Origin of the sequence: Pseudomonas kermanshahensis, from assembly GCF_014269205.2 — a bacterium.
GTDB lineage: Bacteria > Pseudomonadota > Gammaproteobacteria > Pseudomonadales > Pseudomonadaceae > Aquipseudomonas > Aquipseudomonas kermanshahensis.
In genome coordinates, this window is the sequence record NZ_JABWRY020000001.1 from 1,419,875 (window position 1) to 1,434,491 (window position 14,617).

General features: G+C 60.9%; 16 protein-coding genes. 14 read left to right on the plus strand and 2 right to left on the minus strand.

Features of this window, described 5'->3' with window-relative positions:
* Nucleotides 1–199 precede the first annotated feature (199 nt).
* From HU764_RS06560 to HU764_RS06580, 5 genes are all read left to right on the plus strand, one after another.
* Nucleotides 200–676 carry a sigma-70 family RNA polymerase sigma factor gene (locus HU764_RS06560; protein ID WP_027592893.1) on the plus strand — a complete coding sequence of 159 codons (477 nt, stop codon included), beginning with the start codon at nucleotides 200–202 and terminating at the stop codon, nucleotides 674–676.
* A 168-nt stretch (nucleotides 677–844) separates the two neighbouring features.
* Nucleotides 845–1,324, plus strand: coding sequence for a response regulator (locus tag HU764_RS06565; protein ID WP_027592892.1), 480 nt, complete (start codon nucleotides 845–847; stop codon nucleotides 1,322–1,324).
* A gap of 72 nt (nucleotides 1,325–1,396) precedes the next feature.
* Entirely contained in the window at nucleotides 1,397–2,722 is a 1,326-nt protein-coding gene (locus HU764_RS06570) for an MFS transporter (protein WP_099454840.1), read from the plus strand.
* A 94-nt stretch (nucleotides 2,723–2,816) separates the two neighbouring features.
* Complete coding sequence (locus HU764_RS06575; RefSeq protein ID WP_186703926.1) at nucleotides 2,817–3,113, plus strand: type II toxin-antitoxin system MqsR family toxin; 297 nt, start codon at nucleotides 2,817–2,819, stop codon at nucleotides 3,111–3,113.
* A 2-nt stretch (nucleotides 3,114–3,115) separates the two neighbouring features.
* The gene (locus tag HU764_RS06580) at nucleotides 3,116–3,517 is read left to right on the plus strand and encodes a type II toxin-antitoxin system MqsA family antitoxin (RefSeq protein WP_027592889.1); all 402 of its coding nucleotides are present in this window, start codon (nucleotides 3,116–3,118) and stop codon (nucleotides 3,515–3,517) included.
* Nucleotides 3,518–3,589: 72 nt separating this feature from the next.
* Here the strand turns inward: HU764_RS06580 and HU764_RS06585 are convergent, their stop codons facing one another.
* Entirely contained in the window at nucleotides 3,590–5,272 is a 1,683-nt protein-coding gene (locus HU764_RS06585) for an electron transfer flavoprotein-ubiquinone oxidoreductase (RefSeq protein WP_081717456.1), read from the minus strand.
* A gap of 538 nt (nucleotides 5,273–5,810) precedes the next feature.
* On the opposite strand from HU764_RS06585, the gene HU764_RS06590 reads away from it, so the two are divergent.
* The 9 genes from HU764_RS06590 (at nucleotide 5,811) to HU764_RS06630 (ending at nucleotide 13,063) form a co-directional block, all read left to right on the plus strand.
* Nucleotides 5,811–6,560: an electron transfer flavoprotein subunit beta/FixA family protein gene (locus HU764_RS06590; RefSeq protein WP_027592887.1), complete on the plus strand. Its 750-nt coding sequence runs from the start codon at nucleotides 5,811–5,813 to the stop codon at nucleotides 6,558–6,560.
* Nucleotides 6,561–7,490, plus strand: coding sequence for an electron transfer flavoprotein subunit alpha/FixB family protein (locus HU764_RS06595; RefSeq protein WP_027592886.1), 930 nt, complete (start codon nucleotides 6,561–6,563; stop codon nucleotides 7,488–7,490).
* A 235-nt stretch (nucleotides 7,491–7,725) separates the two neighbouring features.
* A complete protein-coding gene (locus HU764_RS06600; RefSeq protein WP_186703925.1) occupies nucleotides 7,726–8,547 on the plus strand; it encodes a substrate-binding periplasmic protein in 822 nt (273 codons plus the stop codon).
* 9 nt (nucleotides 8,548–8,556) lie between these two features.
* Nucleotides 8,557–8,910, plus strand: a complete 354-nt coding sequence (locus tag HU764_RS06605) for a DUF4398 domain-containing protein (RefSeq protein ID WP_027592884.1) — start codon at nucleotides 8,557–8,559, stop codon at nucleotides 8,908–8,910.
* Nucleotides 8,907–9,719, plus strand: coding sequence for an OmpA family protein (locus HU764_RS06610; protein ID WP_027592883.1), 813 nt, complete (start codon nucleotides 8,907–8,909; stop codon nucleotides 9,717–9,719). Before HU764_RS06605 ends, HU764_RS06610 begins: the two co-directional genes overlap by 4 nt.
* Nucleotides 9,720–10,058: 339 nt before the next feature.
* The gene (locus tag HU764_RS06615; protein WP_027592882.1) at nucleotides 10,059–11,501 is read left to right on the plus strand and encodes an aminotransferase-like domain-containing protein; all 1,443 of its coding nucleotides are present in this window, start codon (nucleotides 10,059–10,061) and stop codon (nucleotides 11,499–11,501) included.
* A gap of 61 nt (nucleotides 11,502–11,562) precedes the next feature.
* Nucleotides 11,563–12,039, plus strand: coding sequence for a hypothetical protein (locus HU764_RS06620; RefSeq protein ID WP_186703940.1), 477 nt, complete (start codon nucleotides 11,563–11,565; stop codon nucleotides 12,037–12,039).
* Between the two features lie 130 nt (nucleotides 12,040–12,169).
* Nucleotides 12,170–12,424 (plus strand): YkgJ family cysteine cluster protein, encoded by a 255-nt coding sequence (locus tag HU764_RS06625; protein ID WP_027592880.1) that lies wholly within the window; start codon nucleotides 12,170–12,172, stop codon nucleotides 12,422–12,424.
* Between the two features lie 33 nt (nucleotides 12,425–12,457).
* Complete coding sequence (locus HU764_RS06630; RefSeq protein WP_027592879.1) at nucleotides 12,458–13,063, plus strand: START domain-containing protein; 606 nt, start codon at nucleotides 12,458–12,460, stop codon at nucleotides 13,061–13,063.
* 232 nt (nucleotides 13,064–13,295) lie between these two features.
* On the opposite strand, the gene gltA is transcribed toward HU764_RS06630, so the two are convergent.
* Nucleotides 13,296–14,585 (minus strand): citrate synthase, encoded by a 1,290-nt coding sequence (gene gltA, locus HU764_RS06635; protein WP_027592878.1) that lies wholly within the window; start codon nucleotides 14,583–14,585, stop codon nucleotides 13,296–13,298.
* Nucleotides 14,586–14,617: the final 32 nt, after the last annotated feature.

Below are 14,617 nucleotides of genomic sequence, written 5' to 3' on the forward strand. Positions count from 1 at the left end.
CGCAGCGCAAGAAGCGGCGCGCACTGAGGTCCCAGATAGACGAAGGCTAGCGGGCGGGATTTAGCGTACAGGGGAGGAGGATGTCGTGTTGCTGAGAATAATTATAATTTGTAAGATCGCACGTTGACATCACTTCGGTCCTGCACAGCTTTGTGAAATGGCTTTCAGAAAAAGCAGCAGGGCCCTCTCAGGTAACGTCGTGGAACATTACTATCGCGAACTGGTGGGCTTCCTTTCCGCGCGCCTGGGCAGTCGTCAGGCGGCCGAAGATGTTGCGCACGATGCTTATCTGCGGGTGCTGGAGCGCACCGATGCGGAACGGATCGAGCACCCGCGTGCCTTTCTGTACCGTACCGCGCTCAACTTGGTGGTCGACCGCCACCGGCGGCATCAGGTTCGCCAGGCCGAGCCACTGGAGGTGCTCGACAGCGACGAGCGCTGGCACAGCCCGGCACCCACCCATGACATGCAGCTCGATCAGCGCCTGGCGCTGATGCAGCGCGCCCTGGATGAACTGGGCAAGGTCTGCCGCGACTGCTTCCTGTTGCGCAAGCTCGATGGCCTGTCACATCAGCAGATTGCCGAGCACCTGGGGGTGTCTCGCAGCGTGGTGGAAAAGCACATCGTCAATGCCATGAAGCACTGCCGGGTGCGCATGCGTGAGTGGGAATCCTGAAAGTCTGGTGAAAGACGAATGAAAATTCCGTCAAGCATCGACTTGATTTCTGCGGGTTTCCCGACAACTATCTAGGTAGACCCCAGCCAGGCAAAGTTTGGCGATTGCCGTTACTGGCGCAGTATGGTCAGGGAGTGTCCCTTATTACCTAACTGCCCAGGTCCGAAAATGGCAAACAAGACCCTGCGCATCCTCATCGCCGACGAGCACCCCAGCCAGCGCTTGCAGCTGGAAAAGTTGCTCAATGGCCTGGGCTATTACCGGATTGCGCCCGTGGACAGCTTCGAGGAGCTGCAACGCCTGGTGCAATCTGCCTTGCAGCCTTTTCATCTGTTGCTTGGCAACATCGAACTGGCCAGCCACGTCGGCGTCGACCTGGCGCGTTTCTGCCGGGTGAGCACGCAAATCCAGCACGCCCTGCTTTATCACTCCCAGCAGTTGCAAGTGCCTTCGGTGCCGCAAACCGAGCGCCAATCCGTGAGCGTGAGCCTGCCGCAAGCGCCCGATAACGAGGCACTGGAATCGTTCATGGCGATCATTGATGCGCCGCTTTTGGTCGGCAAGCTGCCCCTGCCAGCTGCCGTGCCCGCCAGCGCGCTGCACCCGCGCCCGCGGGTGAACTTCGCACACACGGTCTTCAGCCGCTAGCGCCGATGTGGGCGGGGCAAGGGGGCAGCTATTTGCTATCCTCTTGCCCTTTGCCGATCTGCGGACTCTGCCATGACTGCCATCGATACCGCTCGCCCGCCACGGTTCAGCCGTGGCGACCACCGGACCTTGGGCCTGGCGGCACTGGGTGGCGCGCTGGAAATCTACGATTTCATCATCTTCGTGTTCTTCGCCCTGACCCTCAGCAAGCTGTTTTTCCCGCCAGAAATGCCTGAATGGCTGCGCCTGCTGCAAAGCTTCGGGATCTTCGTCACCGGTTACCTGGCGCGGCCACTGGGCGGCATCCTGATGGCGCATTTCGCCGATCATCTGGGGCGCAAGCGGGTGTTCAGCCTGAGCATCCTGATGATGGCCCTGCCGTGCCTGCTGATCGGTGTGATGCCGACGTACGCCGATATCGGCTACGCCGCGCCGTTGATTCTGCTGGCGCTGCGCATTCTGCAGGGGGCGGCTGTCGGCGGCGAAGTGCCCAGTGCCTGGACGTTCGTTGCCGAGCATGCGCCACCTGGGCGACGGGGCTATGCCCTGGGCTTCTTGCAGGCTGGGCTTACCTTCGGTTACTTGCTGGGCGCACTGACGGCCACGCTGCTGGCGCAGGTGTTCACCCCCGAAGAAATTCTCGACCATGCCTGGCGCTACCCCTTCCTGCTGGGTGGGGTGTTTGGCGTGATAGGCGTGTGGCTGCGCCGGTGGCTAAGTGAAACGCCCGTGTTCCTGGCCTTGCGCGAGCGCCAGGAGCAGCCGGTGGCGTTTCCGCTGCGGCGCGTGCTGGGCGAGCATCGCCGGGCGCTGATCCCCGCGGCGCTGCTGACCTGTGTGCTGACGTCGGCGGTGGTGGTGCTGGTGGTGATCACGCCGACGGTGATGCAACAGCGTTTTGGCATGACTGCCGGGCACACCTTTGCCCTCAGCAGTGCGGGTATTGTCTTCCTTAATATCGGTTGTGTGCTGGCCGGCCTGCTGGTCGATCGCCTGGGCGCCTGGCGAGCGCTGATGATCTACAGCCTGCTGCTGCCGCTGGGCATCGGTGTGTTGTATGCAAGCCTGGTGGGCCAGTGGGGCGCAACCTGGCTGGCTTATGCCGTGGCAGGGCTGTGCTGTGGCGTGGTGGGCGTGGTGCCGTCGGTGATGGTCGGGCTGTTCCCTGCGCAGATCCGGGTGTCGGGCATTTCCTTCACCTATAACGTCGCCTATGCCCTGTGGGCCAGCACCACGCCGCTGGCGCTGATCGCCTTGATGCCGTGGAGCCCATGGGTGTGTGTCGGGTTTTGTCTGATCATGGGCATGGTGGGGCTGCTCACTGCCCTGTACTTCGGGCGTCGCGAGCCCTTGGCGTTTGCGGCGGAGCCCATGCCAATCATGTGCGGTGACAAATGAGCCACTAGCGGCTGGCAAGTGGTGAGGCAGACTTCCGGGTGGGGGCTATTGGAATAACCTATTAGCCAAATTTAACCTGGAAGGTTAATTTCTCATGGAAAAGAGAACGCCTCACTGTCCGCTGCAGCGGATAAGGGCATTGGTCAGTGCTGGACGTATCAGCCCGACTACCGCCTCGTTGCGAGACGCCCAGGCACTGGGGATGGAATACCCGGATATGCTCGATGTCATCAATGGCTTGGAGCGCAGAGACTTTTACAAAAGCATAACCAGCTACGTTGATCATCGCGTTTGGCAGGATGTTTATCGTCCGCTTACGGTCAAGGGGTACGTGTACCTCAAACTGTCTGTGGTGGACGACGTTCTCATCGTGTCTTTCAAGGAGATGTAACCATGAGATGTCCAATCTGCGGCGGTGCGGAGCTTGCGCCCGACACTCAGGACATGCCCTATCGATACAAGGGTGAAGCGACCCTTATTCCGAATGTCAGTGGCGACTACTGTGCTGCCTGTGGTGAGGCAGTGCTGAGCCATGATGAAGCTTTGCGCATCAGTGACCTGATGTCGGCGTTCAATCGCCAGGTCAACGCTGCGGCGGTCGACCCGGGCTTCATCGTCTCAGTGCGCAAGAAATTCGATCTCGACCAGCGTGAAGCAGGGGAGATCTTCGGGGGTGGCGTCAATGCGTTCTCCCGTTACGAAAACGGTAAAACCAGGCCACCCGTGGCGTTGGTCAAACTGTTCAAACTGCTGGATCGCCACCCGGAACTGTTCGAAGAAGTACGCACTGCCTGATGCAGGTAGGCAGCAAAAAGCCCCCGGCTCTGACGAGGCGGGGGCTTTTTAGTGCCGCAAGGGCAGGGGGCCTTACATGTTCGGGTAGTTCGGCCCGCCGGCGCCTTCAGGGGTTACCCAGGTGATGTTCTGGGCGGGGTCCTTGATGTCGCAGGTCTTGCAGTGCACGCAGTTTTGCGCGTTGATCTGGAAGCGCTTGCTGCCGTCATCCTGGCTGACCACTTCGTACACGCCGGCAGGGCAGTAACGCTGGGCCGGCTCGTCGTACAGCGGTAGGTTGCTGGCGATCGGGATGTTCGGGTCGGTCAGCTTCAGGTGGCAGGGTTGTTCCTCTTCATGGTTGGTGCTGGAGAGGAATACCGAGCTGAGCTTGTCGAAGCTGAGCTTGCCGTCCGGTTTCGGGTAGTCGATCTTTTTCGAGTCGGCCGCGAGCTTGAGGCAGGCGTAATCGGGCTTGGTGTCGTGCAGCGTGAAGGGCAGCTTGCCGGCGAACCAGTTCTGATCGATGTAGTTGAACGCACCACCCAGGATAGGCCCGAACTTGTGCAGCGCCGGGCCGAAGTTACGGCTGGCGAACAGCTCTTCGTGCAGCCAGCTGGCCTTGAAGGCATCGACATAAGTAGTGAGTGCGTCGCCGCCCTCGCTGCCTGCGATCAACGCATCGGCGACCGCTTCTGCGGCGAGCATGCCGGATTTCATTGCGGTGTGGCTTCCCTTGATCTTGGCGAAGTTCAGGGTGCCCAGGTCGCAGCCGATCAATGCGCCACCGTTGAATACCATCTTCGGCAACGAGTTGAGGCCGCCTTTGCAGATGGCGCGGGCGCCGTAGCTGATGCGCTTGCCGCCTTCGAGGTACTGCTTCATCACAGGGTGGTGCTTCAGGCGCTGGAACTCATCGAACGGCGACAGGTAGGCATTGCTGTAGGACAGGTCGACAATCAGGCCTACCACCACCTGGTTGTTTTCCAGGTGATACAGGAACGAACCACCGGTGTTTTCGGCGCTCATCACGTCCAGTGGCCAGCCTGCGGTGTGCACCACCAGGCCCTGCTCGTGCTTGCTTGGGTCGATTTCCCAGATTTCCTTGAGGCCGATGCCGTAGTGCTGGACGTCGGACTCGCTGTCGAGGTTGAAGCGCTTGATCAGCTGCTTGCCGATATGGCCGCGGCAACCTTCGGCGAACAACGTGTACTTGGCACGCAGTTCCATGCCAGGGGTGTACAGGCCGTCTTTCGGGTTGCCTTCGCGGTCGACACCCAGGTCGCCGGTGACGATGCCGCGCACCACGCCGTTTTCATCGAACAGCGCTTCCTGGGCAGCGAAGCCTGGGTAGATTTCAACGCCCAGGTTTTCGGCCTGCTGGGCCAGCCAGCGGCACAGGTTCCCCAGGGAGATGATGTAGTTGCCGTGGTTGTGCATGGTCTTGGGCACGAACAGGTCGGGGACCTTGGTCGAGCTGCCAGCGTCCTTCAGCACATAGATATCGTCACGCTTGACCTCGGTGTTCAGCGGCGCGCCGAGTGCCTTCCAGTCAGGAAACAGTTCGTTCAGTGCGCGCGGCTCGAACACCGCGCCGGAGAGGATGTGCGCACCGACTTCGGAGCCTTTTTCGACCACGCAGACGCTGATCTCGCTACCGGCTTCGGCGGCCTTCTGCTTCAGGCGGCAGGCGGCGGACAGCCCCGCCGGGCCGGCGCCGACGATGACCACGTCGAATTCCATGTATTCGCGTTCCACTGGTTCTCTCCTACTCATCAAGGCTCGTGCTGTTGCTTTGTCTTATGGGTGTGGGGTGATCATGCGCACCGCGCTTCACGGGAGCGGAGCTGTAGCAGCGCAGAGGATGGACTACACCGTTTTGTCTTGGCCGCGCATTATATCTACACCACTTGGCGGGTCCAATACAAACGTTTGTTTGAATTTGCCGCAGGCCAGTAAAATCACAGGCGTACGGCTGGAGGGTGACCGATTTGCCGTATTGACCGGATTGGGTGTTGCGGTCAAGATACGAGCGGTTTTACGTTCGCCGTAGGCTTACCGCCGGGCGCAGGTACACCTCTAAAGACCAGGTGTGGAGTAAGGCTTTCGGGCCAATTCACGGTATGTAGTGGAGTTTACACGCCACCACAGAAAATGACCCGCGGGTATTTGCCGCAAGCGTCGCGACAAGACTGCTCGGTCACCTTGAAGTTTGCTTCTCCCGGTACGTTTTTAGAGGTGCCCTTGTACCCACGCGCATCGCCGGGCATGTCCCCAGGCGACTTTCTATTCACCGGAGAGTAACGAGGAATCCATGAAGGTTCTTGTAGCTGTCAAACGAGTGGTCGACTACAACGTCAAGGTTCGCGTCAAAGCGGACAACTCCGGCGTCGACCTTGCAAACGTCAAGATGTCCATGAACCCCTTCTGCGAAATCGCCGTTGAGGAAGCCGTACGCCTGAAAGAGAAGGGCGTTGCGACCGAGATCGTCGTCGTTTCCGTCGGCCCGACCACTGCCCAGGAGCAGCTGCGTACTGCGCTGGCACTGGGTGCCGATCGTGCCATTCTGGTCGAAGCCGCTGATGAGCTGAATTCGCTGGCCGTGGCCAAGGCGCTGAAAGCCGTTGTCGACAAAGAGCAGCCACAGCTGGTCATTCTCGGCAAGCAGGCCATCGACAGCGACAACAACCAGACCGGCCAGATGCTGGCTGCGCTGACCGGCTACGCCCAAGGCACCTTCGCCTCCAAGGTTGAAGTCGCTGGCGACAAGCTGAACGTCACCCGTGAAATCGATGGCGGCTTGCAGACCGTATCGCTGAGCCTGCCAGCGATCGTCACCACCGACCTGCGCCTGAACGAGCCGCGCTACGCGTCGCTGCCGAACATCATGAAGGCCAAGAAGAAGCCGCTGGAGACCGTTACGCCAGACGCGCTGGGCGTATCGCTCGCTTCCACCAACAAGACCCTGAAAGTCGAAGCGCCGGCTGCACGCAGCGCAGGTATCAAGGTCAAGTCGGTGGCCGAACTGGTCGAGAAGCTGAAGAACGAAGCGAAGGTAATCTAAATGACTATCCTGGTTGTCGCTGAATACGAAAACGGTGCTGTAGCCCCGTCCACCCTGAACACTGTCGCCGCAGCCGCCAAGATCGGTGGTGATGTGCACGTGCTGGTCGCTGGCCAGAACGTCGGCGGCGTTGCCGAATCTGCTGCCAAGATCGCGGGTGTTGCCAAGGTACTGGTTGCTGATAACGCAGCCTACGCCCACGTCCTGCCAGAAAACGTCGCGCCGCTGATCGTCGAGCTGGCAAAGGGCTACAGCCACGTGCTGGCCCCGGCCACCACCAACGGCAAGAACATCCTGCCGCGCGTCGCCGCACTGCTGGACGTCGACCAGATCTCCGAGATCATCTCGGTTGAATCGGCCGACACCTTCAAGCGCCCGATCTATGCCGGTAACGCCATTGCCACCGTGCAATCGAGCGCTGCGGTCAAGGTCATCACCGTGCGTACCACCGGTTTTGACGCCGTTGCTGCAGAAGGCGGTTCCGCTGCTGTCGAAACTGTTGGCGCTGCGCACAACGCCGGTATCTCCACCTTCGTCGGTGAAGAGCTGGCCAAGTCCGACCGCCCAGAACTGACCGCTGCCAAGATCGTCGTTTCCGGCGGCCGTGGCATGGGCAACGGTGACAACTTCAAGCACCTGTACAGCCTGGCTGACAAGCTCGGCGCAGCCGTCGGTGCCTCGCGCGCCGCAGTCGACGCAGGCTTTGTGCCAAACGACATGCAGGTCGGCCAGACCGGCAAAATCGTCGCACCGCAGCTGTACATCGCCGTCGGTATCTCCGGCGCGATTCAACACCTGGCCGGCATGAAAGACTCCAAAGTGATCGTTGCGATCAACAAGGACGAAGAAGCGCCGATCTTCCAGGTGGCCGACTACGGCCTGGTCGCTGACCTGTTCGAAGCGGTTCCGGAGCTGGAAAAGCTGGTCTGATCCGCCTGCTTCACTTATAAAGAAGCCCGGCCCTCGTACTGAGGGCCGGGTTTTTTTATGGCCTTTTCCGATGCAGTGCTTGTCGCGGTTCCTGTAGGAGCAGCCTTGTGCTGCGAAGAGGCAGTCACAGCCACAAAAATTTGTTGGTCATGCCGGCCCTTTCGCCGCACAAGGCTGCTCCTACAGGTGCGGCGTGTACCTGATGGGCCGGGCCAAGCAATACAAGGAGTGAGCAATGGTGCTGCGCAAAGCAGGCGGGGTACTGGCATGCATGGCGGCCTTGCTGGCGCCCGTCGCGATGGCGGCAGGCAAGTGCGAACGTTTGGTCGCGACCGGCAGCCCCGATGCGCCCCCGTATTCCTGGCAGGACCCGAAAGACCCCAAGCACCTGATCGGCGCCAATGTCGACCTGTTGCAGCAGGTGGCCAGTGAGCTGGGTGTGAAGGTGGACGTGCTGAGTGCAGGGCGACGTGACCAGGCGCTGGAAGAAGTGCGCAGTGGGCGAATGGACCTGCTGCTCGATACGCCCCTGCAGGTCGGCCAGCTGACCGCACTGGACTACATCCACCCGCCGTTGCAGTTGAACGAATACCTGGTCTGGACGCGGCATGACGCCGAGCTGGCCTTCGAGGGCCCGGCAGACCTGGCCAAGTACCACGGCAGTTTGTCTGAGCGCGCGCGTCTCACGCCGGCCTTTGAAGCGTTCGCCAAAGCCCATCTGAAGTTGCAGCCTGCGCAAAACCTGACCCAGGCATTCCAGAAACTGGTGCTGGGGCAGGTGGACTATGTGCTCGCCGGGCGCTACTCCGGCATGGCCATGACCCAGAGCCTGGGCATGAGCAACGACCTGATTGCCCGCGGCCTGCCAGTCGATCGCCCAGGGCTGTACCTGGCCGTGTCGCACAACTCGGCGTGCAATGACAGCTGGTTGCGTGGGCAACTGGCGAAAAAACTGACAGAATTGCCGATCTCCGGTGCGTCCGAGGCTGTGCTGCAACGAAATGTCGAGCGCTGGAAGGCGCAGATGCAGGTGCCGCTGGACGCCCCCAAACATTAGGAAGATTGCGTGAGAATCCAACCACTATTCCTTGCTCTGGCCATGCTCGGCCTGGCGGGTTGCGCCAACGACCCGGCGCCGAACGAGCAGCTGCGCATTTCTGAGCAGGCGCTGGAACAGGCCAAGGCCGTTGGCGCCACCGAGCAGGTCGAGGCGCTGAAGCTGGCCGAAGACAAGCTTGCCCGGGCCAAGACCAACATGCTTACCGAAGATTTTCGCGATGCGCGCATGCGTGCCGAGCAGGCCGAACTGGATGCACGCCTGGCCGAGGCCCAGGTGCTGAACCAGAAGAGTGAAGAGCAGCTGCAAGTGCTGCAATCGCGGGTTACGCGCCTGCGCAAACAGCTGGAGGTGCAGCCATGATGCGCCATACACCCATGACGGCGCTGGTGTTGCTGGCGTTGACGGCAGGCTTGCACGGGTGCGCCAGCCATCGCAGCGAGGCGGCGTTGGATGAAGCCAGTGCCACCTTCCAGAAGGTAAAAGACGACTCCGACGTGCTGCGCAGTGCGCCGCGCGATGTGATTCGTGCCGGTGAATCGCTGGCGCGGGCCGAGCGCCTGTCCAGTTATATCGGCACCGGTACCGATGTGCGCCACTACGCCTACCTGAGCCAGCGCTACAGCGAAATTGCCAGCGAACATGCCAAGCTTGCGCTGAACCAGGAGCGCCTGGCCAAGCTCGACCTGGAGCGCCAACGCCTGCAATTGGCGCTGCGTGAAGCGAAGCTTGCCAGCGTGCAGCAGCAAGGCAAGTGGGTCGAGTCGCAGATTGCCGCATTGGCTTCGGAGCAGACGGACCGTGGTCTGGTAATGACCTTGGGCGATGTGCTGTTCGATACCGGGCGTGCCGACCTGAAGAATTCGGCCAGCCGTACGGTGCTCAAACTGGTGCAGTTTCTCCAGCTCAACCCGCGCCGTGTGGTGCGTATCGAGGGTTACACCGACAGCACCGGCGCCCCGGAAGACAACCTGAAGCTCTCGCGTGATCGCGCGCAGGCGGTGGCTGACATGCTGGTGGACCTGGGCATCGACGAAAAGCGTCTGCAGGTTGAAGGCTATGGTGACCAGTACCCGATCGAAGCCAATGCCTCGGAGCGGGGCAGGGCGCAGAATCGCCGGGTGGAAATCGTCTTTTCTGACGACAAGGGCAAGCTCGCCCCAGCGCGTTGATCTCGCTGGCGGATGGTCCTTGTTGTAGGTGATTGAGCCTGGTCATTGTGGGAGCGGGCTTGCCCCGCGAATGGGGCGATGCGATGCATGGCACCGGCTTCGCCGGTGTTCGCGGGGCAAGCCCGCTCCCACAGGTTAGCCCGCTCACCAGCCCAGCCCCCTTGGTTGTCTGCCAATTACCGGTGAGCGGGCCGGCTCGCTTGTCTGGATGCTGTCCTGGCATTGTAATGTTGGCTATTCTGCAATCTGTCCCAGTACACTTCGCAACTGTTACGGTATTCTCTACCGTCAGTGAGTCGCACAACAATAACGAGCCCGTCCGCGCGTCGAGATATCGCCATGACCAACCTGCTGCTTTACCAGCGTATCGCCCAGCAACTGGCCGAGGACATCCGTCGCGGTGTCTACCAGCCGGGTGAGCGCGTGCCCTCCGTGCGCAAGATGAGCGCCCAGCTCAATGTCAGCCACGCCACGGTGCTGCAGGCCTATGCTAATCTTGAAGACCAGGGGCTGATCCGCGCGCGCCCGCAGTCGGGCTACTACGTTCACCAGACCCCCGCCCTGACCGCGCAAACACCGGATATCGCCCGGGTAGAGCGCCCTGGCCTGGTGACCCGGGCCAGCATCATTCAGCAGGTGTTGACCGAAGCGCGCCGCGACGGCGTGTTTCCGTTCGGTGCTGCGGTGCCTCATGTGGATTACCTGCCGGTGCGCGCCCTGCACCAGCAGATTGCCAAAGTGACCCGCTTCCATAGCCCACGTGCGTTCAGTTACATGTTCAGCCCAGGCTTCGAGCCGCTGCGCCGACAGATCGCCATCCGCATGCGCGATGCCGGTGTGCTGGTCGATCCGCGTGAAATCATCGTGACCCATGGCTGCGTCGATGCCTTGCAGATGTCGCTGCGCGTGCTGACCCGCCCGGGGGACTTGATCGCCGCCGAGTCGCCGACTTACTACGGTTTGCTGCAGTTGGCTGACCTGCTGGGCCTGAAAGTGATCGAAATTCCAAGCGACCCGTCCACCGGGATCAGCCTGGAAGCCTTGCAGTTGGCCGCCAACCAGTGGTCGATCAAGGCGTTGGTGCTGACGTCGCGCCTGAGCAACCCGCTGGGCGGCACCATCCCTGAGGAGCGGCAAAAACAGTTGCTGCGCCTGGCTTCGGACTTCGATATCCAGATCGTCGAAGATGACATCTATGGCGAATTGATGTTCGAACAAGGCAAGACCAAGGCGCTGAAGGCGTTCGACCGGCTGGACCGGGTGATCTATTGCTCGAGCTTTTCCAAGACCTTGTCGCCGGGGGTGCGGGTCGGCTGGATGGTGGCGGGGCGGTACCAGGACGAAATCCAGCGCCTGCAGACCTTCACCACTCATTCGGCCTGCAGCGTGACGCAGATGGGGGTGGCCGCTTACCTGGAGAACGGCGGCTATGACCGGCACCTGCGCTACATCCGCCAGGAGTACCGCAAGAACCTCAGTGCTTACCAGTTGGCGGTGCAGCAGCACTTCCCAGAAGGCACGCAGATGACCCGGCCTACCGGCGGGTTCATTCTCTGGGTGAGCCTGCCGGGGCGGGTCAATACCCAGGACCTGCATGTGCGGGCGCTGGAGCAGGGCATCAGTATCGCGCCGGGGTTGATCTTCAGTAACACCGAGCAATTCAACCACTGCATCCGGCTTAACTGCGGCATCCCGTGGAACAAAGAGGCCGAGCGGGCGGTGATTACCCTGGGGCTTTTGGCCCAGCAATTGTGCAGAGAGACTACAGGTTCACTTTTGTAGGCTTGTCAGGCGCAGGCGGAACAGGGAGCATATGCATTTTCCAGCCTGACTGCCGATGTCCATGAAACTGTTGCGCTGTATCGCTCTGAGTTTTTGCCTGGTGCCGATCTGCTGTTTCAGCGGCGTCGCCCAGGCTGTGCAGCCTGCCGGCCAGGCGCAGGCTTCCCAAACCAAACCCGTGAAAAAGCCGGTGGCCAAGCCTGTGTCGAAACAGGCGGCTGGCAAAGCTGCCAAGCCTGCCAAAAAGCGTACGGCGCACAAGCCGGTCAGCAAGGCGGTGGCTACACCGTTGCCCAAGCCCGCGCTGGATCTGAGTTTGCCTGTCGACATGGTCAACGACCTTGAACCGAATGTGGGCAGTTCGCCCACGCGACGCAAACCTTTGCTGCCGGCCATGTTCACTGAAAAGCCGCAGAGCGATGAAAGCCCGTTCCAGCTCAATGGCCGCTTGATCAGCAACGAAATGCAACTTCAATTACGCAATGAAAGCCGCCGCGATGTGGAAGGGGCGGCCATCGAATTCGAATACCGCCAATAGCCAGACAACTGACTGCTGGGTCACGGCATATTTCGTCGGGCCAGCAATTTCAAACGCATGTTTGAGCGGTTACTATCCGGTGACGTTCGTCCCGTTTTGCTCCAGGGAGACCTGATTTTGGTGAATAACCATGAACTGTCGTGAGGGTTGCGGTGCTTGCTGCATCGCCCCGTCCATCAGCTCTGCAATGCCGCGCATGCCCCAAGGCAAGCCGGCCGGCGAGCGCTGCCTGCACCTGACCGTCGACAACCTCTGCGACCTGTTCGGCAAGCCCGAGCGGCCGGCGGTGTGCGGTGGGTTCAAGGCAGACATCGAGGTGTGCGGCAGTGATCGCGATGAGGCAATCAGGATTCTCGGTTGGTGGGAGCAGATGACGGCGGCGTGACAGGCTGGATCTTCGACAATAAGGATAAAGATGATGAGATCGTTCAAGCGTATTGCACTGCTGTGTGGCATGGGTGTGTTGTTGGCGCCCGCTGCCTGGGCCGAGAACTGGCAGGTGGCCAAGGACGAGGAGGGGATCAAGGTTTCCACCAGTGAAGTGGCGGGCTCCAAGTACAAGGCCTACCGCGGCGTTACCGTGATCAAGGCGCCGCTGGCCAAGGTCGAGGCGCTGCAAGAGGACGTAGCCGGGGCGTGTGCCTGGATTCATGAGTGCAAGTCGCAGAAGCTGCTCAAGCACGAAGGTGACCAGAGCTGGACCTACACCCAGTTCAACACGCCATGGCCGGTCACCCCGCGGGACTCGGTGCTGCACATCACCACGGTCAAGGAGGCGGACGGTAGCCTGACGCGTAACCTGAAGGAAGAGCCGACCTATCTCCCGGAGGAGAAGGGGTTCGTGCGGGTGGCGAAAGTCGAGGGCTTCTGGAAGTTGGTGCCCAAGGGTGACACGACAGAAGTGACCTACCAGGTGCACACCGAGCCGGGCGGCAGTGTGCCGGCGATGGTGGCTAACAAGTTCGTGGTCGATGCGCCGTTCAATACCCTGAAAGGGTTGCGTGAGCGGGCTGAAAAAAACTGAAGTTCAGGCAGGCTTCGGCCTCTGTGGGAGCGGGCTTGCCCCGCGAATGGGGCGGCGCGGTGAATGGCACCGGCTTTGCCGGTGTTCGAGGGGCAAGCCCGCTCCCACAGTAATCGCGCAAACTTTCAAAATTTAGGCAAGACAATTGCTCCCGCGACGCCGCATCGGATCGAGCAGATGGCAATAAAAAAGGCTGCCCGAGGGCAGCCTTTTTGCGTTCGGCTCGAGGAGCTTACTTGCGGTCGGTCAGGGCGACGATGTCGCGCTTCTGCTCGCCGGTGTACAGCTGGCGCGGGCGGCCAATCTTGTACGGGCTGGAGAGCATTTCTTTCCAGTGCGAGATCCAGCCGACGGTACGCGCCAGGGCGAAGATCACGGTGAACATGCTGGTCGGAATGCCGATCGCCTTGAGGATGATCCCCGAGTAGAAGTCGACGTTCGGGTACAGCGAGCGCTCGATGAAGTAAGGATCGGTGAGGGCGATCTCTTCCAGGCGCATGGCCAGTTCCAGCTGCGGGTCGTTCTTGATGCCCAGCTCGCGCAGGACTTCGTCGCAGGTCTGCTTCATCACGGTGGCGCGTGGGTCGCGGTTTTTATAAACGCGGTGACCGAAGCCCATGAGCTTGAACGGATCGTTCTTGTCCTTGGCCTTGGCGATGAAGGTGTCGATGTTCGAGACATCGCCGATTTCATCGAGCATGGTCAGTACGGCTTCGTTCGCACCGCCGTGGGCAGGGCCCCACAATGCGGCGATACCGGCGGCGATACAGGCGAACGGGTTGGCACCCGAGGAGCCTGCCAGGCGTACGGTGGAGGTGGAGGCGTTCTGCTCGTGGTCGGCGTGGAGGATGAAGATCCGGTCCATTGCCTTGGCCAGCACCGGGCTGATCGGTTTGATCTCGCACGGGGTGTTGAACATCATGTGCAGGAAGTTTTCCGCGTACGACAGGTCGTTGCGCGGGTACATCATCGGCTGACCCATGGAGTACTTGTAAACCATCGCGGCCAGGGTCGGCATCTTGGCGACCAGGCGCACCGCGGAAATTTCGCGGTGTTGCGGGTTATTGATGTCCAGGGAGTCGTGGTAGAACGCCGACAGGGCGCCGACCACACCGCACATCACCGCCATGGGGTGAGCGTCGCGGCGGAAACCGTTGAAGAAGGACTTCAGCTGCTCGTGAACCATGGTGTGGTTTTTCACGGTGCTGACGAACTGGGCCTTCTGCTCGGCATTCGGCAGTTCGCCGTTGAGCAGCAGGTAGCAGGTTTCGAGGTAGTCCGATTGTTCGGCGAGCTGTTCGATGGGGTAGCCGCGGTGCAGCAGAATACCCTTGTCGCCGTCGATGTAGGTGATCTTCGACTCGCACGAGGCAGTCGCCATGAAACCAGGGTCGAAGGTGAAGTGACCAGTGGCCCCCAACCCGCGGACGTCGATTACATCAGGACCAACGGTGCCGGTTAAAATGGGCAGCTCGACGGGGGCAGCGCCCTCGATGACCAACTGCGCTTTTTTGTCAGCCATGTGGCCTCCTATTAATGCTTGAAATCATCAGA